The sequence below is a fragment of the Desulfobacula sp. genome (genome assembly GCF_030611305.1).
Lineage (GTDB): Bacteria > Desulfobacterota > Desulfobacteria > Desulfobacterales > Desulfobacteraceae > Desulfobacula.
On sequence record NZ_JAUWQB010000044.1, the window covers coordinates 1 to 21,274 of the forward strand.

The following is a 21,274-nucleotide window of genomic DNA, read 5'->3' on the forward strand; positions in this document are numbered from 1 at the left end:
AGACTATCGCTAAGAAGACCACCGCTAAGAAGACCACCGCTAAGAAGACCACCGCTAAGAAGACTGTTAAAGATAAAACTAAAAAAACATTTCAAAAAGAAAAAGAAAAGAGTGCGAAGGAAAAACTGGTTAAAGAGCTTGTTTCTTCTAAAAAATCCCGTTCGGATATTGAGTTTGGTGCCGTTACTGATCCTGTGAAAATGTACCTCAAAGAAATGGGGATGGTTACTTTGCTCAGCCGTGAAGGTGAGATTGAAATTGCCAAAAAGATTGAGCTTGGGGAACGTGATGTTCTGCGAGCCATGTTGGATTGTCCGATATCATTATCCACAATTTTCATCTATGGAGATAAGATGGAAAAAAAATCCATGCGTCCCAAGCATGTTTTAAGGGATGTGGATGAAGGGGATGGGGTTGTCGATGAGGTTTCCAAGCAGGAAAAATTTTTAAATTCTATAAAAATAATAAAAGATATTCATCAGGAAAATCTAAACAAAAGAGATCTATTGCTTCAAGAGAAAAAAGGATCTAAAAAATATGAAACCTTTTCCAAAGAGATATTTAATAACACGGAAATCATATTTAAAGAATTAAAAAGATGGCGATTTGAATCCAATATTATCAATACCATTGAAAAAAACATTATCAATACCATTGATTGGTTTGACAAAGTTGATGATCTACTTGAAAAATGCGCTAAAACTTTTAATGTTAAAACTCAAAAAATGCTTGACCAACTTTCTGATGAAAAAACATTTATAAACTGGGCAACATCCAAGTCTGATATTAAAAAGGAGAAAGCGATAATATTATATCAGGACCTCTGTTCCATTTTAACCCAGGTTTCTTGGAGAAAAAATGAAACTAAAGGAGATTCCAGGTTTTTAAAACAGATTACTGGCTGTATCAACAAAGGGCGTAGAAATGCCGATTTTGCGAAAAGAGAACTGGTGAGAGCAAATTTAAGACTGGTGGTCAGTATTGCAAAAAAATATACGAACAGAGGATTGCAATTTCTTGACTTAATCCAGGAAGGCAATATCGGCTTGATGAAGGCGGTCGATAAATTTGAATACAGAAGAGGATATAAATTTTCTACATATGCCACATGGTGGATCAGGCAGGCCATCACAAGAGCTATTGCAGATCAGGCCAGAACCATTCGGATTCCAGTCCATATGATTGAAACCATAAACAAGCTTATTCGAACATCACGATACCTTGTACAGGAAATGGGGAAGGAGCCGTCGCCGGAAGAAATTGCAGAAAAGATGGAAATTCCCATTGAAAAAGTTAGACGGGTATTAAAAATTGCCAAAGAACCCATCTCTCTTGAGACGCCTATTGGTGAAGAGGAAGATAGTCATCTTGGCGATTTTATCGAAGACAAGAAGTTTTCCATTCCCTCAGATGCAGCCATTGATTTCAGCTTGGCAGAGCAGACCAGGAAGATCCTTGCCACGTTGACACCACGTGAGGAAAAAGTTCTTCGAATGCGGTTTGGTATTGGCGAAAAATCAGACCATACCTTAGAAGAAGTTGGAAAGGATTTTACTGTGACAAGAGAGCGTATCCGTCAGATTGAGGCAAAAGCGTTGAGAAAGTTGAGGCATCCGACAAGAAGCAAGAAGCTCAAGACCTTTATTGAAAATTAAATTGGTTGAGAATTAAATCTTGACACAAAATTTGTATTTATATATATTTCAAAATTGTGTGAATGAACGGGCCCATAGCTCAGTTTGGCAGAGCCACCGGCTCATAACCGGTCGGTCCCTGGTTCGATCCCAGGTGGGCCCACCATTTAAATAGAGTAAAGACATATTTTATGGTTGGAGCTAAAAACCCAAAAGGATACTCAACTTGCATATGAATGTGCCTGAAGAATATCAATCAGATATACAAAACAGAAAACGTGGTATTTTACCACGTTTTTTTTATTTGTAGGTGGATTTATCATGGTGAGAACAAAGGATATATTGGAACTGCTTAATATAATCGCACCTTTTGATATCGCTGAAGATTGGGATAACTCAGGATTTCAGGCTGGTAATCTGAACTGGGAAGTGAAAAAAGTGATGATTGGGCTTGATGTTTCCTATGGCTTAATGACTGCTGCAAAAGAAGGTAATTGTGACCTTGTTCTCACTCATCACCCTTTGATGCACCGGGCTGAAAAATTTATTAATTTTAATAGAATGCCGGGTAGTGCAATCGAAATTGCAGCAAGACATAGAATCAGTATTATTTCAGTCCACACAAATTTAGATAAAGCCAATGACGGTTTAAATGATTATTTCGCAACAAAACTTGGTATCAAGAAAACGAAAATTTTTTTGATGGAAAGTCCGTCATCTGTGCCAACGGATGAAATGATCGGTATTGGCAGAATCGGATACCTTAAATCAAAAGCTTCGCTTAAACAAGTTGTTCACCAAGTAAAAAAAACACTTAATTTGACCCATCTGAGAGTAACGGGAGATATGGATTTACCCGTAACTACTATTGCCGTTTGTACTGGTAGCGGGGGCTCTCTGGTTGATGTATTTCTAAGATCCAATGCTGATGTTTATATCACCGGGGATATTAAATATCATGAAGCAAGACGTGTTGAAGAATATTCGAAGGGGCTTATTGATGTGGGGCATTTTGGTTCTGAACATATGGCGATTGATCTGCTGTTTGACAAATTAGGTCGGGCGATTCAGAAAGCCGGACTGAATATACAGATAGAAAAGTTTAAAAAAGAAAAAGATCCATTTATTATAGTTTAAGGATAAGACATTATGAATGATACTTCCACTAAATCGGATATAGAAACCCTGGTCAAACTTCAGGAAGCTGAAACTCAAATTGTCAGGCTTAAAGCTGTCCTGGAAAAAGTTGAAAAGAAAAAAGAGAAATTAAGTGGTCAGCTAAAGCAGTTTGGAAATGCCTTGGAAGAAAACAAAGAAAATCTTTTAAGTGACACAGCCGCTTGCAAAGATATTGAGAGCGAAATTCAAATTGTTGATGATCGTATTATTAAAAGCAATGAAAAATTAAGGATGGTAAAGACCAATAAGGAATATCAGCTTTTTTTAAGAGAAGTGGACGATACCAAGAAACGTAAGGATGCGTTGGAAACAGAATTGCTGGAATATCTTGATGAAAAAGAAAAAATGGAAAAAATTGTTCAGGAAAGTGAAAAAGAATACCATCTTCTTAAGGATCAAATAGAAGGTGAACAAAAAGACATTGAAAAAAAATCAAAGGATGATAGAGAACTTCTTGATGAATATTTTGCCCAGCAGAAAAAAATTGGAAAAAATCTGGATCCTTCGTTGATGACCCGGTTTGTAAGAATATCAAAAATGAATAAGGGGTCAGCCGTAGTGAACGTGAAAAATGAAGTATGCATGGGGTGTTTTATGAACATACCGCCTCAATTATATATTGAAGTACAGCGCGGGAATTCATTGATTTCATGCCCGCAATGCAGTAGAATCCTTTATTACATAAATATTTAAAAAATCGGTCTGACCAGGTAAAATGATCGCTGGGTTTTTAACCTGGAGGAAAGTCCGAACACCACAGGACAGGACGCTCCATAACGTGGAGTCACGGTGACGTGAAGGAAAGTGCAACAGAGAGTAGACCGCCTGGATTGGTAATCCAATCCGGGTAAGGGTGAAACGGTGCGGTAAGAGCGCACCAGTTTTTCGGGTGACTGGAAAAGCTTGGCAAACCCCGTTCGGTGCAAGACCAAATAGGAAAACGTTTGAGGGTTGTCCGCCCAAGTTTTCGGGTAGGTCGCATGAGGTGTGCGGCAACGTACATCCAAGATGAATGATCGTTGATCTGTTCGAGGTAACGAGAGCAGGTAACAGAATTCGGCTTATCAACTGGTCAGGCCGATTTTTTTCTTTTTAATGTTGGGTTATTAATTATGAGTTTTACTTGTGATATTTCATTTAAGGAAAAAGCCAATATTTTTTCTTATGAATACCTAAAATGCATTTTGTTTATTGTTAAACTTGATGATGACGATTATATCTTCACAAAAAAATTATACTCAAAGCTTATTACTACCTCTCATATCCTTGAAGATTTTTTGGATTTTCATGGCGCTAAAAAAAATAAGGAATGGGTGTTTTATCGTGAGTTGTCTGCAACAATTCGGCATCTTGCATTGGCTTGCTATTCCCAAAGACATATCCTCAATCGGTTTAAGTTTTATCTTTTTGAAGCAAACCGTTATGAGACGTTTAAGCTTGAAGCATTTGATACACTGAAAATTTTACAGGAATCCATAAAACTTGCGGCGCCTGTGATCATAGAGGAAGCCCTCCGTCTGAAGATCAATGTACCGGATACCGGGTATGAACTGAGTTATTTTCCCGGAATCTCATCTACACAACAGCTTGATCACAATATCGATGATTTTAATGCCAAAAATCAGCAAAGAGAGAACTTGACACGGATTGCCAGTGAATTTTTGGAAGTTGTAAAAGATTTCGATCAGTTAGCATTTTACGAGCGCTATGATTTAAAAAAAATAAATGAACTTGTCCCTGAACAAATCAATGAGGTGAGCATTAGAAGATATGAAATGTTGATTCATAATATTCAGTCTTCGTTTGATTCATATGTGGTAAATACAAGATCATCATCAGAAAATATTATGCTTGAGCAACTCCGCAGTCATTTTTCCATTGTATTTCACCTCCTTCAGGTAGCGGGCAGATTATTACATTTTTATGAACGCCATATGTATGACATTGGGTTTAAGGATGTATATAAAAATGTCAGTGTGTCTTTATCCGATTTAATCGATCCGGATGTTCTGCTGGATCGGGCGGTTAATTACTGCTTGTTTTATGCCCGGAAATTTTTATCCTCGGGCAAAACGCTGGCTTCTGAAATATTGAATGAAAACATGGAAACGTCGATTATAGAAGTTGGAATTCCAATGGATCGTGGATTTCACAGCCGTCCAAGTCTTTTGGTCGCTAAAATTGTTCAGCATTATGGCGGTGAAGTTAAGATGCTTGTAAATAATGATATTTTTGATGCTGCAAGTGTTCTGGATATTCAATGGGCCGGCGGGAAAATAAAAAAGGAAGAGGTGGGAATAGTTCAGTTTAAAGGCGACTTGCGGGCATTAACCGATCTGAAAATTCTTGCCGATGTGAATTATGGAGAAGACCATATGGGAAAAGGAATTCCCTTGCCCAAAGAATTGTCTTATTTGAGTTGAAATGGATGAATTAAAACATTTTGTCATCGTTGTTGCCGCAGGCACAGGCCTGCGAATGGGGTCAAAGACTAAAAAGCAATATCTTCATTTGGATGGAATCCCAATTCTCACTCGAACCATCATGGTGTTTGATACGTGTGATCAACTCCATGAAATTATTCTTGTTGTTCCAAAAGATGATGAAGAGTATTGCAAAACTCATATTATTGATCCATATAGGTTTAAAAAAAAGATTCATCTGGTTGAAGGAGGGAAAGAAAGACAACACTCCGTCTTAAATGGTTTGAAACGCATTCGGGATGGAATGAGCCGTGATAAAGAAGCCATCGTAATGATTCATGATGGTGTACGGCCTTTTATAAATCAAGAAATTATTAAAAATTGTATCCTCAATGCCATTGAATATGGCGCCTGTATTCCCGCTGTTAAAATAACAGATACGGTAAAAGAAGTCTTACCTGATTTGGTTATTCAAAAAACATTAAACAGGAGGAATCTTTATAAAGCCCAGACTCCCCAAACCTTCAAACTGGGCTTACTGTTACGTGCATTCGATCATGCAATGAAAACTTCTTTTTGGGGAACCGATGACGCCTCGCTAGTAGAACATTTAGGTCACAAGGTGGTTGTCATAAAAGGTTCTCAACTGAATATTAAAATCACGAGCCCAGAAGACCTTGTTCTGGGAGAATATCTGTTATCTGGAATTTAGCTGAAAGCTTTCAATGACCTGAATAAACTCCGAAGAAAGCAAATCATTTGACTCTGTTTTTTTATATTGTTATATTTAAGGCAAGCATAAATATAAATCGTAATTCGCGCTATTTATAATGATCAGTGGCAACGTAATGTCTAACTTATGTGTATAAAATCTGCCATTGGCAGAAAATGAAAAGAAATTCCAACCAATTTTGAATGGCAGCATAAGCCTCCTTGCTGCCCAGGGGAGGGTAAAATGGCCGGCAAAACTAATCCAAAGTCTTTAATATTTCATATCGATGCACTTCAAAAAGGAAAACGATTGTTTGAAGATGCCTTTCAGGGAGTTTCCCGGATGATCCTTGATGCGGGCATTCAGAAGATTACAGTCAAAGGAAAAACAACATATCAGTTTGATATATTCAGTCAAGGGAAAAAACATCTGGTAGGCATGTACGATGAAATAAACAGTTTTGTTTCATTTGTAAAAGATGCTTCAGAAGGCGGATCTTCAAGGGAAATGGCCTTTGTTCTGGTGGGTGAGCCCGGCAATGGTAAAACGTTTCTAGTAGAATACCTTTGTGCTCGATACAGAGAGTTTCTAACCATTCCTCAAAATAGAAAATATACCTTCAGGTTTAATAATCTGGATCAGCTTGGCGGTTATGGGAACATTAACTTTATTGAGTCCCAGACATATGAGGATCCCATGATCCTGGCGATGAGCCTTTGTGAAACCAAGGACAAGTCAAAAGAGTATCTTTCCAAAAAGTTTAAATTTACTGCCAGGCAGACAGAGGCCCTCTATGATAAATATCGCCCTTTGGGTGCCTGTTCCGCTTATATACTCAATCAGATTCGAGAGTATACGGATAACAATATCACAAAGATGCTCTCATTTCTGGAAATTGTACCGGTTCCTTTAATTGAAAGCCTGGGTACCATAACGGGTAAATATCCTGCCAAGGATAAGATTACATCTTCGGCTGTGGATCTCATGGGAGAGGAATCCATTCAAAGGCTTCTTCATATTTCCGATTCAAACAATCCCTATCGATTTGATTTAAGAAGAGGGGCTCTGGCAAGGGTGGCCGGCGGAGGTATTCATTTCAGTGATGAAATTTTTAAAAATAAGAAAGATTTGGTCCAGGTTTATCTTGGGGTGATTCAAAACCGGACAATCGAACTGGACGGGTTCAAGTGGCCAATTGACACGTTGATTGTTGCCACCAGTAATAATTCAGAATTTGATACCTTTCTTTCCGAAAGAGAAGAAGCTCCGATTGTTGACAGGTGCAGAATCTGTTATGTCGCACATAATACAGATTATAAGATCCAGAAAACCTTAACAGAGTATGCCATTGGTACAGACACGAAAAGGTCCCTTGATTCAAAAGTGCTGCATCAGGATCCCAATTTGAATCATGCTGCTTCCGTAGGTGTTGTCCTGACAAGATTGCCCAGATCCGACAAATTGACCCCTGTCGAAATCATGAAGCTTGCAGCAGGAGAAGTAGCCGGAGAAAAGAGCCTTAAAACCCTTGCCGAGCTGATTGATGCCTTAAATCGGGATACGGATATCACCAAAAGGTTTGGGCAAAAAGGCCTTGGACAGAGAAACCTTGGACGAGCGGTACAGCTTTTATTGGAGAGTTCTGAAACCAATGAAGGCCAGTGCATGTTTGCCTTGGACATTTTCAACACCCTTGAAAGAACGGTTCTGGATTATGTCCAGGAACCTTCTGACCGGGCAAAATTTATGGAAGATTTGAAAATTGCAAGGGGGTTGTACCGCGAAAGAATTATGACCGAGATGTTTAATGCCTATATGGATGAACCTTTGGCGATAAGAAAAGATGTGATGAACTATGTAAACATGATTATTGGCGTTGATGCAGAACATCTTGGCCCCGACATGATGTGGAAGTATAAAGATCCCCAGACCGGTGAACTCAAAGCCCTTAAAATAGACGAAAGATATATCAAAAATGTTGAAGAACGGCTTGGTTTGAAAACTGAAGAACAAAAAGCTTCTTTCAGAAATACCATCAGAAAGATTTATGGTCAGAAGCTTTCCGTGGATGCAAATTATGATTTCATGGATAATCTTGAATTGGTCAAGGCGATTACCGATGTCAGGCTTAAATCAGACATTGCCGGGGCCGGTTCATTAATCGGGGCCCTTGCCAACAGGACAAATGAAGAAAATCAAAAGCTTTATGACAGAATGACGTATACCATGAATAAAAAATTAGGGTATTGCAGAACGTGTGCCCAAAAAACCATTGAATATTTCTGTAGTCAAGAGGACGACAAATAACCAAGGGAGGCAAATTATAATGATAACCCTTGACGAACTTCTTGAAAGAGACAGAAGAAGAGAAGAAGACGGATTTAAGCGAAAAATTCGTATCGGGAGAATTGTCAAGCCTGGATCAGGTGGAAAAGATAAGATTATCATTGTCCCGACTACGGTTGAAGAAAAATTTATCCATGATGACATCAAGCTGGATCAAGAGCCTGGCGAAGGAGAGCCTACCGGCGGAACAGGTGAGGGTGAAGAAGGCGATATCATTGGAGAACAGCCGGTCCGTCCCGAAGAAGGTGAAGAAGGAGAGGAAGGTTCAGGAGAGGGTCCTGGAGAAGGAGAGGGTGGGGAGCACGAACTGGAATCCAATGCCTATGAGCTTGGCAAGGTACTATCCCAGGATTTTCAATTGCCGAATTTAAAGGACAAAGGAAAAAAAAGAACCCTGGCAAGATATGTATACGATTTAACGGATAAAAACAGAGGTTCAGGCCAGGTACTTGATAAAAAAGCAACATTAAAAAAGATTGTTGAAACCAATATTACCCTTGGGAATATCCCAGATGTATCAAATATCGATACTGCAAAATTTATTATTTCGCCACAGGATATGATTTACAGGATTTTATCCAGGGAAAAAGATTATGAATCTCAGGCGCTTGTATTTTTTTTAAGAGATTATTCAGGATCAATGGGCGGAAAGGTAACCCAGACTGTGGTATCCCAGCATGTCATGTTGTATTCCTGGCTCTTATATCAATATGAAAAACAGGTTGAAACACGGTTTATTCTTCATGATACGGAAGCCAAGGAGGTGTCTGATTTTTATAAGTATTATTCTTATAAAGTGGCGGGTGGTACCAAGGTTTTTACGGCTTTCAAGATGGTAAATGAAATTGTTGAAAGAGAAAATCTGGCACGGGATTATAATATATATGTTTTTCACGGGACAGACGGAGATGACTGGGATAAGGAAGGAAAACAGACCATTGCCGAGATTAAAAAAATGCTGAATTATGTGTCCAGACTAGGTGTTTCTGTTGTAGAACATTCCTATGTCGGTTCAAAACAGACTGAGGTGGAAAAGTATTTGAAAACATCCGGCATACTCAATAAATATAGCAATTTGATCAAACTGGATGTAATGGGTGAAGATGCGGATGACTCGAGAATTATTCAAGGCATAAAAAGGCTTATTTCATGAAAGAAGCGGTGATCTAAACCCGAAAGTGAGACAACTATGGAGCTTGTAAGTCAACATGTCAAAGGTATTATGGAAGAATGCAAACTCAGGGCTCGCGATCAAGGCTTGACGTTTGACGATGAAACGCTTGAATATATAGTAACCAACCGGGACATGATTGAACTCAGTCCTAAAGTGATGATACCGACTCTTTATGATTACTGGGTGCATGATGTGAGAGTCTTGTCAGGAAAAGGCATGTACGAAGCCTATCCTTCAAATCCATATGAAACGGTCATAAATACTCGTCCTGCCATTTCATTTTACAATGATAATAATCCTGATTGGCTCAATGTAATGATTTTTTACCATGTCCTCGGGCACATCGATTTTTTTCAGAATAATTTTTTTTATAAAAATACATGGGATATAGATTTAACAGGACAGGCATTGTCAGACAAACGGATGATTGCTCAACTTAGATCTGAAAAGGGCAGATGGGTTGATTATATCATTGAATTTTCCCGGGGGATCGACAACCTGGTAGGGTATCAAAAAGAACTTAATCAGTATATTATGAAGGATACCAGGCACAAATTGAGCAAGACAGACTTTTATTTTGATATATTTTTACAAAAGATTAAAAATGTACCCCAGCATGAGTATTTGAAGGAGATTACAAGATTCAATGCCATTATTAATGGCAGCGAAGACTTTTTCGACCAGGTGATCGGCAAATATCCTGAATTTGAGGAGCTCTATAAAAAGGAGCTTTCGATCAAGGTAAAACCGGATCAGGATGTCATGGAGTATATCCTCCGGTTCTCTCCGTTTTTAAAAGAAGAAGAAAACACGTGGATCAAATCTGTGATTCAAATCGTTAGAAATACATCTTTATATTTTCAGCCACAGATTAGAACAAAAATTATGAATGAGGGCTGGGCAAGCTATTGGCATGAATATCTTTTTATGAGAGATGACAGGATCTGCGGCCATGAAATAGACTTTGCCAAGGTTAATGCCGCTGTAACATCTATGCCAAAAGTCGGATTGAATCCCTATGCCCTCGGATTGAGGCTGTTTCAACATATTAAAAATATGGAAGATAAGGGATGTTATTCGTTTGATTATATGTTTTTAAACGATGAAGTCGGGAAAAAAAAATATAACCAGGATAAAAATTCAGGGGCGCAGTTTGTATTAAAAGTTCGTGAAAATTTTAATGATTTTACCTTTATCAATACATTTATTGATCAGGAGTTTATTGCCGAACATGACCTTTTTGTTGCAGGAAAACGGTTCAATAACTCCAGGATGACCTGGGAATTTTATATCAAATCTAAAAAAGCGGAAGATTACAAGGAAATGATCATCGATACCCTATATCACCCACCTGAAATATTTGTGGATAAGGCCAGCAGTAAAAAAGGAATTTTGTATCTGAATCATAAATTCGAAAACAAACCCTTGAAGATGGATTTTATTGAAAACACCATGGTAGGCATAGAATATTTATGGGGAGGCCCTGTGCATCTTGAGACCAGCGAACCCGTTGTGTCAGGAAAAACTGAAACTAACCACGCCAGTTTTTGGGATCCGGCATCTCATAAGAATGGAGAAAAAAGATCAGAAAATATAAAATGGAAAAGAATGCTTTATGTGATGGAAAATCGTAAAGTTCATAAACGGGAGTTATAATTAAATATGGAAATCGAATCTTCAAAAGAAATATCAGTTGATCAAACCCTTGATCTATTGGATAAAAATATAACTGATTACCAGAGGCTTAAGCCTGTTCCGTTTGAAGAATTTTTAAATATTTTAAATGCCAGGCCTTCCCGGATTTTAAGAAACATTTTTCAGGCCTTCCATGATATGATAAAATACTATGTTGATGAATCCGAAGAAACCATAACAAGGGATATCGACAGGTTAACCTTTACAAATTATGATTGTTCCAGGCTTTTTGTTGAAGATTCTGAAAATTCTTATTTCACTGACATGCTTTTTGCCAATCGGTTTATGAAACAGATGGAGTATTTACGACATGGAGCGCAGCAGAACAGGATATATATTTTTTATGGCCCCCATGGCTGCGGAAAGAGCACATTTTTAAATAATTTATTAAATAAATTTGAAAAGTATGCCAACACTGAAGAAGGCCTAAGGTATGAGATAGTATGGCGGTTGAATATTAAGAAACTCCAGGACAAAGACAAGTCTCTGAACGTATCTACCTTTGAAAAATTATTCAACTATGTTGAACAGGGAGAGGGTACTCGTTTTAAACGAAAACCAAAGGAAGGATTACTTGCCGGCACAGATGCCGAATATATTGAAGTGCCCTGCATTTCACACGACAATCCATTTCTTGTGATACCTAAGAATCAGCGAAGAATAGTTTTAGATGAGCTGATTAAAAACGATGAGTTCAAATGGCGCCTTTTCACAGAAAAAGAGTATGAGTGGGTGTTCAAAGAAGATGTCTGCACTATTTGCTCTTCTATCTATCATTCCTTGCTGGAGCGGTTGGGCAACCCTAAGGAAGTGTTTAAGATGCTCTATGCCAGGCCTTACTATTTTAACCGTCGCCTTGGAAACGGCATCAGCGTTTTTAATCCGGGTGACAGACCGCTAAAACAAAACATTGTTTCAAATGAAATGCTGCAAAACAGGATCAATACCCTGTTCCAGGATTCCAATGTGATCAATTATCTCTATTCAAGATTTGCAAAAATCAATAATGGAATTTATGCACTCATGGATATCAAGGCCCATAACATCGATCGCATGGTTGAACTCCATAATATTATCAGTGAAGGGCTTCACAAAGTAGAAGATATTGAAGAAAGGGTGAATTCATTATTTTTTGCTTTGATGAATCCCGAAGATAAAAGAAGCATCCGTGATTTTCCTTCATTTGAAGACAGGATTCAATACATTGATATCCCTTATGTCCTTGATATAAAAACAGAAGTTAAAATTTATAATAATATTTTCGGTCGACACATTGAAGGCAGTTTTCTTCCAATGGTTCTGGAAAATTTTGCAAGGATTATCATCTGCACAAGAATCGGTAAAAAATCCCAGGCCCTGGCTGAATGGATTAAAGATCCTGCAAAGTATAAGAATTTTTGCGATGAAAAGTTGATGCTTTTAAAGATGGAACTGTTTTCGGGTAATGTTCCAAAATGGCTGGGAGAGGATGATGTTAAATCACTGGACAATAAGATGCTTAAAAAGATTATTTCCGAATCGGAAATTTATGGAAAAGAAGGACTGTCCGGCCGAGAGTCCATTAAAATCTTTGATCAGTTTTATTCACAATATGCCAAAGAAGACCAGCTAATCAACATGCCCGATTTATGCACTTTTTTCAACAAATTTGATGACCAGCCAAAAAAGGTGATCCCCCAGGGATTCCTTGAATCTTTATTAAGAATGTATGATTATTGTATTCTTCAGCAGGTTAAAGAATCATTGTACTATTACAACGAGGAACAGATAGCCAAAGATATTAAAAATTATATTTCTGCTGTTACAAATGAGTTGAATTCAGTTGTAAAGTGTATTTTTACAAAAGATGAGATCCATGTAACCGAAGAATTTCTTGAAAGTATTGAAAACAGACTTTTGTCTGAAAATATGGACAAAAAACGAAGACAGGAACTCCGAAATGATGTGTTAAGGGAGTATACAACCCGAGCCCTTTCCCATGAAATCATGATCGAGGGAAAAAATATTACGGAAACCAGGTTGTTTGAATCCTTATATGACCGGTATGTTCACAACTTGAAAAAACGGGTGCTTGAACCCTTTATTGAAAATGAAAATTTCAGGAATGCCATAAAAGATTATGATACTGAAAAATATAAAGCCCATGACAAACGGATTAAAAAAGATGTGAAATTTCTTTTAGACAACCTCTCCACGAAATTCGGGTATACATCCCAGGGGGCGAATGAGGCATGTATTTATGTAATTGATAATGATCTGGCAAATAAGTTTAAATAATCTTTTCTATATTTATTTCTTGATTCTTTTCAAAAGTTCCTTTAAATCAAGATCATAATTTTTTACGCGTGACCTTCAGGTTAAAGGAAAACTATATAGCGTTTAATAGTGTATTTTCAGACAAATATGTCAAGTCAATTAATCAAAGAAATCCAAACCGCAGACAATTGTGTGGTTATTACCCCGACAGACGGATCTCATAAAGCCTATTTAACGTCTCAATTATTTAAAGACTCTAAGGTCCCAATTGTTGTCATTTTAAAAGATACAAAAAAGGCACTCCATTTTATTGATGATTTTTCTTTTTTTCTGCCTGAAAAAAAAGATCAACTCATTTTTTTTCCGGGGTATCATATCCTGCCGTTCAAGTCTTTATCATATCACAAAGAGACATCTACAAACAGGCTTGCCGCTTTGTCCAAAATCATGAACTCAACTTCAGAACCGTTAATTGTTGTAACGGTTGTAGATACGATTCTGCAAAAGTTGATTCCTAAAAAAGAAATCAATGAATTTGCAGAATTGGTCATCGCCAACGAAGAGGTTGATAGAGCCGCACTGATCGAAAAACTTGAATCTGGCGGCTATACCAAGACCTCTCTTGTAGAAGATCCGGGAGAATATTCTGTCCGCGGAGGCCTTCTGGATATTTTTTCTCCCGGTGAAACATATCCTGTTCGAATTGAATTCTTTGGGGACCTGGCAGAGTCTATCCGTTATTTTTCTCCATTTACCCAGCGTGGGATTAAAGAAATTTATGAAACCATTATTATTCCTGCAACCGAAGCCATCATAACCCGGGAAAATCTGCCTCATATTCTTGCACGTATCAGACAAGCTGGGACTATTGCAGGATTGGATGCATCAAAAGTAAGACAGGTTGTTAATGAAACCCGGGAATTTGGAAGATTCGCGGGTATTGAAAGCATGTTGTCCATTGTCTATGAAGATCTTGATACATTCTTTGATTATATTCCTGAAAACACTCTTTTTTTGTTGGACTCTCCTGAAGAATTGGAATTTAATGCAAATGATTTTGAAAACAAAGCATTGGTCAATTACAAAACAACAGCATCTGAAAGCAGGCTTTGCGTTGAACCGGATTCCATCTACTTAAAATGGAGTAAGATAAAATTTTACATTAACACACAAAGACATACATCATTTAAACGATTGAATGTTACAAACAAACCCTTCAATTCAGATCAGCCGGCATTTATATTTAATTATCAGGATAATACGGCTCTGTCTTCATTATTAAAAAGACAAGGAACCAAAGATAATCCTTTATTGCCATTGGTTGAGTGGTTCAATGATCAACTTGACAACAAAATGAATATATTGTGTGTGGTCAGTCAGGAATCTCAATCAAAAAGATTAATTTCATTGTTAAAGCCTTATGGTATTGAGCCAAGATTATGCCAGACATTCAGCACTGCTATAAGTGAAAAATCAGGAATTTATTATGTCATCGGAAATTTATCATCTGGTTTTGTTCTAAAGGAAGAAGGGTTTTCTTTGTTAACCGACAATGAAATTTTCGGTAAAAAAAGAATTCGCAGACGACATAAAGCAAAAGCAAGAAGAGATTTAAAGGCTCTGGTTATCACACCGGAAGAGTTGAAAAATGGAGATATTGTCGTTCATCTTGAACATGGGGTGGGTCAATATGAGGGATTATGCAGTTTAAAGTTAAATGGGATTTCCCAGGATTTTATTCTTATTATTTATCAGGACAATGATAAGCTGTATTTGCCGGTTGATCGCATTGAAATGATTGGAAAGTATATCGGGGTGGATGGGTACACACCTGTTCTCGATAAAATCGGGTCCAAAGCATGGATAAAATCAAAAGCAAAAGCAAAAGAAGAAGTCGAAAAGCTTGCTACAGATTTATTAAATCTTTATGCACAGCGAAAGGTTAACAAAGGATTTGCATTCAGCAGCCCGGATAATTATTATAATGATTTTGAAGCTGCCTTCTCTTATGAAGAAACCCGTGATCAGCTAAAGGCTATTGATGATGTGCATATAGACATGGAATCAAGTATTCCAATGGACAGGCTGATCTGTGGAGATGTCGGGTACGGTAAAACAGAAGTTGCTGTCCGGGCAGCGTTTAAAGCCGTAAATGACGGTAAACAGGTGGCGGTTGTGGTGCCAACCACTATATTGGCAGAACAGCACGTTTCAACATTTAGAGACCGGTTTAAAAACTACCCTGTCAATATTGAATGCTTATCAAGGTTTCGCAATAGAAAAGAGCAGATAAAAATAGTTAAAAAAATTAGTTCAGGCCTTGTGGATATTGTCATTGGAACTCACAGGCTTCTGCAAAAAGATGTTGATTTTAAATCCATAGGACTTTTGGTGATTGATGAGGAACAGCGTTTTGGTGTGAAGCATAAGGAAACGTTAAAAAAGAAGCGCACTGGTGTGGATGTCCTCGCGTTAACAGCGACTCCCATTCCTCGAACCCTTCACATGTCTTTAACCGGCATGAGGGATATCAGTATCATCACAACCCCTCCTGCAGACAGGCAGCCGATAATTTCATATATCTCAAAATATGAAGATTCCATTGTAAAGGATGCCATTCAAAGAGAGCTTTCAAGAAAAGGTCAAATCTTTTTTGTCCATAATAATATCAAAACCATTTTTAAAACAGCACAGAATTTGGAAAAACTGGTTCCGGAAGCCAAGATCGGTGTAGCTCACGGCAGGCTTTCGGAAAATGATCTTGAAACGGTGATGTTCAAGTTTGTAAATTTTGAAATTGATGTTCTGGTATGCACAACCATTATCGAATCCGGTCTTGATATCCCTTCGGCAAATACAATGATAATTAACAAAGCGGAACGATTCGGACTGTCACAAATTTACCAGCTGAGGGGCAGAATCGGGCGCGGGGACCATCAGGCCTATGCGTATCTGTTTATTTCCGATGAAAGCAGGCTGACAAAAGATGCCCAAAAAAGGCTGTCAGCACTGATGGAATACAAGGATCTGGGGTCAGGATTTCAGATCGCCATGAAGGATCTTCAAATCAGAGGAGCAGGCACAGCCCTTGGTGCATCTCAGTCCGGCCACATTGCAGCAGTTGGGTATGATATGTTTTTAAAATTACTGGATCAAGCGGTGCATGACCTGAAAGGAGAAGAAATCATTGAGCCTTTGGAGCCGGAAATCAATGCCTCCATGTCTTCGGGATTTCCGGATCATTATATAGAATCTGTTGAACAGCGATTAACCATATACAGGCGCCTGTCAAGAATTACCAGGATTTCAGATATAACAGATATGAAAAAAGAGCTTACAGACCGATATGGCAAATTGCCTAAAGAGGCTGAAAATATGCTCTTAAAAATTATGCTGCGGGTTTATTGTATCCAGGCAGGAGTTCAGCGGCTTGATATCACACCCAATACCTTAACCCTTGCTTTTTCTGAAAAACATAGAAAAAAATCGCTGGATTCTTTAAATAAGGCACTAAAGGGTTTGGCACATTTTGAATTCATTAAAAAAGACAGCATTCGAATTCAACTTGGAAGAAAAAGAAACAATATCTCCAAGGCCCTTTTGGAAACTCGAAATATTCTCAAAGCAATAATTTGAAACCAATTGTAATAAATAAAATTCATTTTTTTTAAGATAACCTTTTATATTTTTGAAATATTTAATACAATAAGTCAAAATCTTTGAATCCAGTATAAATTGGTTTTTTATAATCTCAATCTTCCATGAAAGGCGAAATTATGAAACCTATAGTCAAAAAAGAATCCTTTTTTTTAAAAAAATTTATCCAAACGCTTAATCAGGAAATGGTTCCCCTTGAAATTATTGACATAAATGGCAATAAATATTCGACTGCCCAGCAGGATATTAAGCACAAAATTTTAATTAAAGATCGAAAATTTTTTAAAGCCCTGATTTCTCCCGATGCATTTTCTCTTGGGGAAGCTTATGTAAAAGGATATTTTGATATATCCGGCAGCATAAAAGAGCTTTATGAACTTGTCTGCGATAAGCTGCTGAACAGTGACCAGCGAAAGAGGAGGCTCACATTCTGTTCCAATTTTTTTATGAAAGCAAAGGAAAAAGAGAAAGAGAATATTGAATACCACTACAATGTTCCCAGTGATTTTTATCAACTGTTTTTAGGGGAAACAATGGGATACACTTGTGGGTATTATGTAAGTGAAAATGCGACAATGGATAATGCCCAGAATGAAAAAATGGATATTATCTGTAGGAAGCTAAGATTAAAAAATGGAGAAAAACTTCTTGACATAGGGTGTGGATGGGGGAACTTTGCTGTTTATGCAGCAAAGCATTATAACGTAAGTGTTACCGGGATTACATTGAGCTCAGAACAGAAAAATTATGCTGAAAAGTGGATAGAAAACCAAGGGCTTTCCCATAAAATAAACATAAAAATTTTAAATTACAGGGACCTTGGCTCCGACATATTCGATAAAATTTCATGTGTGGGGATGTCAGAACATGTGGGGAAATCCAATATGCTCAACTTTTTTAAAATTGTCCACAAAAGCCTTAAGAAAGGCGGACTTTTTATGCAGCATACCATCACCACCAATACCAGAAGAAAAAAAGGGTATGAGAATTCGTTTCTGAATAAATACATGTTTCCGGGCGGCGAATTAATGTTTGAACACGATCTTGTGAACCTGGCATCGTCTTCCGGTTTCGAACTGCTGAATGCAGAGAATTTCAGAACCCATTATATAAAGACGTTAAATGACTGGATAGTGAGGATGGAGAAACGCAAAGACAAAATATTGAAGCTCGTTTCTGATAATGTCTATCGTATTTATCATATTTTTTTTATCGGATCTTTGATTTCTTTCAGACAAAAAGAAATCTCTTTGTTCCAAAATCTTTTTTATAAGACTGATATAGATAACAGCAGCACAGACACCTTTTTAAGCCCGTATTCTAAAAATGAAACACGAATTGCCTGATATAGACAAATTTGAACGGATTGTTTTTAAGAAAAAAAATGCACTGGATCTTCTTTTATCTTTTTCATTAAAATTGATGCAAGCCAGACAAGTAGGGCTTTTGCTTGGAACCGACAAAACCTATTTTAAATTTTTACCCCCTGATAAATGGGACAGGGGCGTCATGCATAAATTTAATGGAAAGGGTTTTGCCGGTCTGATTTTGAAATATTTTGGAACAATCATCGTAAAACACAAAGGACTCTCGCCTGTCAGACTGTATAAAGACACTCAATTTGGTGAAAAAAAGGAGAGCGATGGCGTCATTTCTTTTGTTCTTAGAAAACATAAAGATTTTTATGAAAAAGGCATTAAAGTTCTCATTATTGATAACATATGTGATGCATTAAACGATGATGAAAGTTATTCAAAGATTCCTATTCTTTCCTATAATGGTGATGTTTTTAAATTCTTGCCGGATTTGAAAATTAACAATGTCATAGCCAGGCAATTCAAAGCAAAAAATTTTGTTTCTGCCTATATTCCGGATTATGGTGCCATCGTTTTTAACAATATCAATGAAAACTTATTGCAAAAAACAGGAGAGGAGTTCACCTGCGAACTGGAACTGAAAAAAAGATTGAATATCTTAATTTCAGCCATTGAGACGGCATCTCTTGCATATATTGGGCTTGCCAAAGGCAGACAGGCTACGCATCTTATTTGGAGGAAAGAAAAAAGCCTTAGAAACACGGCTTTGCAATTAAAAAATAAAGAAATCGAGTTAAATGCCCAGAAAGAATACCTGAGAGCTGTGGGTGCTGTGAATGAAAAACAGCTCAATATGGAAGCTGTTAACATAACAGATGGTGTATATGCCTTCATGGATATGGTGGGCTCAACAACTCTAAGAAAGGAGCTTAATCCCCGGGATTATTTTTATATCCTGAACCTGTGTCACCAGATAGCTGCCAATAATGCAAATCAATATTCATGCAGGGTAGACAATTTTATTGGGGATTGTGTTTTCCTGGAAAATGCTTCACCATTTGATAATGAAAAAATTCATTTTTCCATGGGGATGCAGGAAAGGATCATGTTGATGACTTTTACTCTGGCCTCCATTTTCAAAGAAATACATTTGCTGAAAACAGGGCAGCATGACATGGATAAGGCAAAAAGAGTGAAAGGATTGATAGATAAAGCGCAAATTAATATCAGTTTCAGAGCAGGAATGGAAATGGGAACAGCATTGATTGGCCCTTTGGGAAGTCGGAAAAGAAAAATAGTCACTGCTATCGGTGAAGCAGTAAACACTGCATCAAGACTGGAAAGCTGTGGCATTCAGGAAGGAATTCATATCAATGAACCTATAATGGCCATATTAAAAGATGCCTGCATTACAAGAGACACAGGAACTCTCTGGCAAATCATTTGTGAAACAAACGGCATATCAAACAACTCTGACAGCTTGAATTTTTTTGATTGTTATGAGAAAGTATTCGGGTTTGGGAAAAACGTAATTACTCAAAGGACAAACGTCTCCTATAAAGAGTTTTCAAAAGACATTACGTATTGGATCAAATGCATCCCTGATTCAGATGATTGGGATTAAACGTTTATAAGTAACCATTAATAGCTAAAGGAGGATAAGGATGTTTGCCATTGATAAGACCGTTATGCTGTTGATTGATGTTCAGGGGCAGTTGTCTCAGTTGATGTATGAAAAAGAAAAATTATTTAAATCACTTGGAGCTCTGATTCAAGGTATGAAAATTCTTGAAGTGCCAATTATCTGGATGGAACAGATCCCAAAGAATTTAGGCCCGACCACTGAAGCGGTTTCAAAGTATTTGACAGGGGAGGAACCCATTGAGAAATTTTCATTTTCATGCTGTGATGAACCTCAATTTATGGATAAATTCAAAAAAGCCGGAAGAACCCAGGTGCTTTTGACCGGGATTGAAACCCATATTTGCGTTTTCCAAACCGGACACGACCTAATTAATCAAGGCTGCGAGGTTCAGGTGGTATCAGATTGCGTGTCTTCCAGAACCAAAGAGAATAAAGATGTTGGTATCCAAAGAATTGTTCAGTCGGGCGGTCAGGTTACCTGTGTTGAAATGATATTTTTTGAATTGCTGCGGGCAGCACAGGGCGATAAGTTTAAACAGATTATCAAACTGATTAAATAGAGTGGCAACACTCTAAAAATTTTACATATTTTGGCGCAAACTTAAGATGGCTTCCTTGTAGTCTTTTGTGTTAAAGATGGCAGATCCGGCAACAAAGGATGTGGCACCTGCCATGGAAACTGATTTGATGGTATCTTTATTGATTCCGCCATCAATCTGGATGATGGCATTGGAATTTTTTTCTTTAAGCATTTGAGATAAGGCTTTTATTTTATCAATACTGGATTCAATGAATTTTTGACCGCCAAATCCCGGATTTACACTCATGATCAGGACAAAGTCAAGCTGATCCGCAATCCATTCTATGGAAGACAAAGGTGTTGCCGGATTTAATGCCACACCTGCCTTGACACCGAAACCTTTAATAAGCTGAAGACTTCGGTGAAGATGGGGACAGGCCTCCTGGTGAACTGAAATGTAATCTGCGCCGGCTTTGGCAAATTCAGGAATGATCAAATCCGATTTTTCAATCATTAAATGTACGTCAAGAACAAGATTGGATGCTCTTTTGCATGCTTCAACAATGATGGGCCCATATGTGATATTGGGTACAAACTGTCCGTCCATAACATCAATATGTATCCAGTCTGCTCCTGCCTGTTCAACGGTGTTTAATTCTTCACCAAGTCTGGTGAAATCGGCTGATAGAATTGAAGGTGCGATAATTCCCATAATATA

General features: G+C 37.7%; 14 protein-coding genes, 1 tRNA gene and 1 other RNA gene. 15 read left to right on the forward strand and 1 reads right to left on the reverse strand.

Translation table 11 applies throughout. The features are described from left to right. The 15 genes from rpoD to QAI40_RS09950 all read left to right on the forward strand — a co-directional run. Positions 1 to 1,655 (forward strand): RNA polymerase sigma factor RpoD (gene rpoD / locus QAI40_RS09880; RefSeq protein WP_299981369.1); only part of this gene is annotated, 1,655 nt, incomplete at its 5' end. Positions 1,656 to 1,723: 68 nt separating this feature from the next. Beyond that, positions 1,724 to 1,800: transfer RNA gene (locus QAI40_RS09885), tRNA-Ile, on the forward strand. Positions 1,801 to 1,955: 155 nt separating this feature from the next. Further along, positions 1,956 to 2,771, forward strand: coding sequence for a Nif3-like dinuclear metal center hexameric protein (locus QAI40_RS09890; RefSeq protein WP_299981371.1), 816 nt, complete (start codon positions 1,956 to 1,958; stop codon positions 2,769 to 2,771). A gap of 12 nt (positions 2,772 to 2,783) precedes the next feature. Beyond that, positions 2,784 to 3,506 (forward strand): zinc ribbon domain-containing protein, encoded by a 723-nt coding sequence (locus QAI40_RS09895; protein ID WP_299981373.1) that lies wholly within the window; start codon positions 2,784 to 2,786, stop codon positions 3,504 to 3,506. 9 nt (positions 3,507 to 3,515) lie between these two features. Beyond that, positions 3,516 to 3,893: RNase P RNA component class A (rnpB, locus tag QAI40_RS09900), an RNA gene on the forward strand. A gap of 32 nt (positions 3,894 to 3,925) precedes the next feature. Beyond that, complete coding sequence (locus tag QAI40_RS09905) at positions 3,926 to 5,236, forward strand: HPr family phosphocarrier protein (RefSeq protein ID WP_299981375.1); 1,311 nt, start codon at positions 3,926 to 3,928, stop codon at positions 5,234 to 5,236. 1 nt (position 5,237) lies between these two features. Continuing rightward, complete coding sequence (ispD, locus tag QAI40_RS09910) at positions 5,238 to 5,948, forward strand: 2-C-methyl-D-erythritol 4-phosphate cytidylyltransferase (RefSeq protein WP_299981377.1); 711 nt, start codon at positions 5,238 to 5,240, stop codon at positions 5,946 to 5,948. A gap of 243 nt (positions 5,949 to 6,191) precedes the next feature. Next, complete coding sequence (locus tag QAI40_RS09915; protein WP_299981379.1) at positions 6,192 to 8,255, forward strand: serine protein kinase PrkA; 2,064 nt, start codon at positions 6,192 to 6,194, stop codon at positions 8,253 to 8,255. Between the two features lie 19 nt (positions 8,256 to 8,274). Next, the gene (locus QAI40_RS09920) at positions 8,275 to 9,447 is read left to right on the forward strand and encodes a DUF444 family protein (RefSeq protein ID WP_299981381.1); all 1,173 of its coding nucleotides are present in this window, start codon (positions 8,275 to 8,277) and stop codon (positions 9,445 to 9,447) included. Between the two features lie 36 nt (positions 9,448 to 9,483). Next, positions 9,484 to 11,124: a SpoVR family protein gene (locus QAI40_RS09925; protein ID WP_299981382.1), complete on the forward strand. Its 1,641-nt coding sequence runs from the start codon at positions 9,484 to 9,486 to the stop codon at positions 11,122 to 11,124. A 6-nt stretch (positions 11,125 to 11,130) separates the two neighbouring features. Further along, positions 11,131 to 13,440: a serine protein kinase PrkA gene (locus QAI40_RS09930; protein WP_299981384.1), complete on the forward strand. Its 2,310-nt coding sequence runs from the start codon at positions 11,131 to 11,133 to the stop codon at positions 13,438 to 13,440. Between the two features lie 126 nt (positions 13,441 to 13,566). Beyond that, positions 13,567 to 17,055 carry a transcription-repair coupling factor gene (gene mfd / locus QAI40_RS09935; protein WP_299981386.1) on the forward strand — a complete coding sequence of 1,163 codons (3,489 nt, stop codon included), beginning with the start codon at positions 13,567 to 13,569 and terminating at the stop codon, positions 17,053 to 17,055. Positions 17,056 to 17,195: 140 nt separating this feature from the next. Then, positions 17,196 to 18,422 (forward strand): SAM-dependent methyltransferase, encoded by a 1,227-nt coding sequence (locus QAI40_RS09940; protein WP_299981388.1) that lies wholly within the window; start codon positions 17,196 to 17,198, stop codon positions 18,420 to 18,422. Beyond that, complete coding sequence (locus tag QAI40_RS09945; protein WP_299981390.1) at positions 18,403 to 20,016, forward strand: adenylate/guanylate cyclase domain-containing protein; 1,614 nt, start codon at positions 18,403 to 18,405, stop codon at positions 20,014 to 20,016. The genes QAI40_RS09940 and QAI40_RS09945 overlap by 20 nt, the downstream gene beginning before the upstream one ends. Before the next feature lie 40 nt (positions 20,017 to 20,056). After that, the gene (locus tag QAI40_RS09950) at positions 20,057 to 20,596 is read left to right on the forward strand and encodes an isochorismatase family protein (RefSeq protein WP_299981392.1); all 540 of its coding nucleotides are present in this window, start codon (positions 20,057 to 20,059) and stop codon (positions 20,594 to 20,596) included. Positions 20,597 to 20,617: 21 nt separating this feature from the next. Here the strand turns inward: QAI40_RS09950 and rpe are convergent, their stop codons facing one another. After that, positions 20,618 to 21,268, reverse strand: a complete 651-nt coding sequence (gene rpe / locus QAI40_RS09955; protein ID WP_299981394.1) for a ribulose-phosphate 3-epimerase — start codon at positions 21,266 to 21,268, stop codon at positions 20,618 to 20,620. Between the last annotated feature and the right edge of the window lie 6 nt (positions 21,269 to 21,274).

What these genes read in the sequence shown, in the direction of transcription:
- QAI40_RS09890 (WP_299981371.1), top strand. Translation starts at nt 1,956, where the DNA reads ATGGTGAGAACAAAGGATATATTGGAACTGCTTAATATAATCGCACCT.
- QAI40_RS09895 (WP_299981373.1), top strand. Translation starts at nt 2,784, where the DNA reads ATGAATGATACTTCCACTAAATCGGATATAGAAACCCTGGTCAAACTT.
- QAI40_RS09905 (WP_299981375.1), top strand. Translation starts at nt 3,926, where the DNA reads ATGAGTTTTACTTGTGATATTTCATTTAAGGAAAAAGCCAATATTTTT.
- ispD (WP_299981377.1), top strand. Translation starts at nt 5,238, where the DNA reads ATGGATGAATTAAAACATTTTGTCATCGTTGTTGCCGCAGGCACAGGC.
- QAI40_RS09915 (WP_299981379.1), top strand. Translation starts at nt 6,192, where the DNA reads ATGGCCGGCAAAACTAATCCAAAGTCTTTAATATTTCATATCGATGCA.
- QAI40_RS09920 (WP_299981381.1), top strand. Translation starts at nt 8,275, where the DNA reads ATGATAACCCTTGACGAACTTCTTGAAAGAGACAGAAGAAGAGAAGAA.
- QAI40_RS09925 (WP_299981382.1), top strand. Translation starts at nt 9,484, where the DNA reads ATGGAGCTTGTAAGTCAACATGTCAAAGGTATTATGGAAGAATGCAAA.
- QAI40_RS09930 (WP_299981384.1), top strand. Translation starts at nt 11,131, where the DNA reads ATGGAAATCGAATCTTCAAAAGAAATATCAGTTGATCAAACCCTTGAT.
- mfd (WP_299981386.1), top strand. Translation starts at nt 13,567, where the DNA reads ATGTCAAGTCAATTAATCAAAGAAATCCAAACCGCAGACAATTGTGTG.
- QAI40_RS09940 (WP_299981388.1), top strand. Translation starts at nt 17,196, where the DNA reads ATGAAACCTATAGTCAAAAAAGAATCCTTTTTTTTAAAAAAATTTATC.
- QAI40_RS09945 (WP_299981390.1), top strand. Translation starts at nt 18,403, where the DNA reads ATGAAACACGAATTGCCTGATATAGACAAATTTGAACGGATTGTTTTT.
- QAI40_RS09950 (WP_299981392.1), top strand. Translation starts at nt 20,057, where the DNA reads ATGTTTGCCATTGATAAGACCGTTATGCTGTTGATTGATGTTCAGGGG.
- rpe (WP_299981394.1), bottom strand. Translation starts at nt 21,268, where the DNA reads ATGGGAATTATCGCACCTTCAATTCTATCAGCCGATTTCACCAGACTT.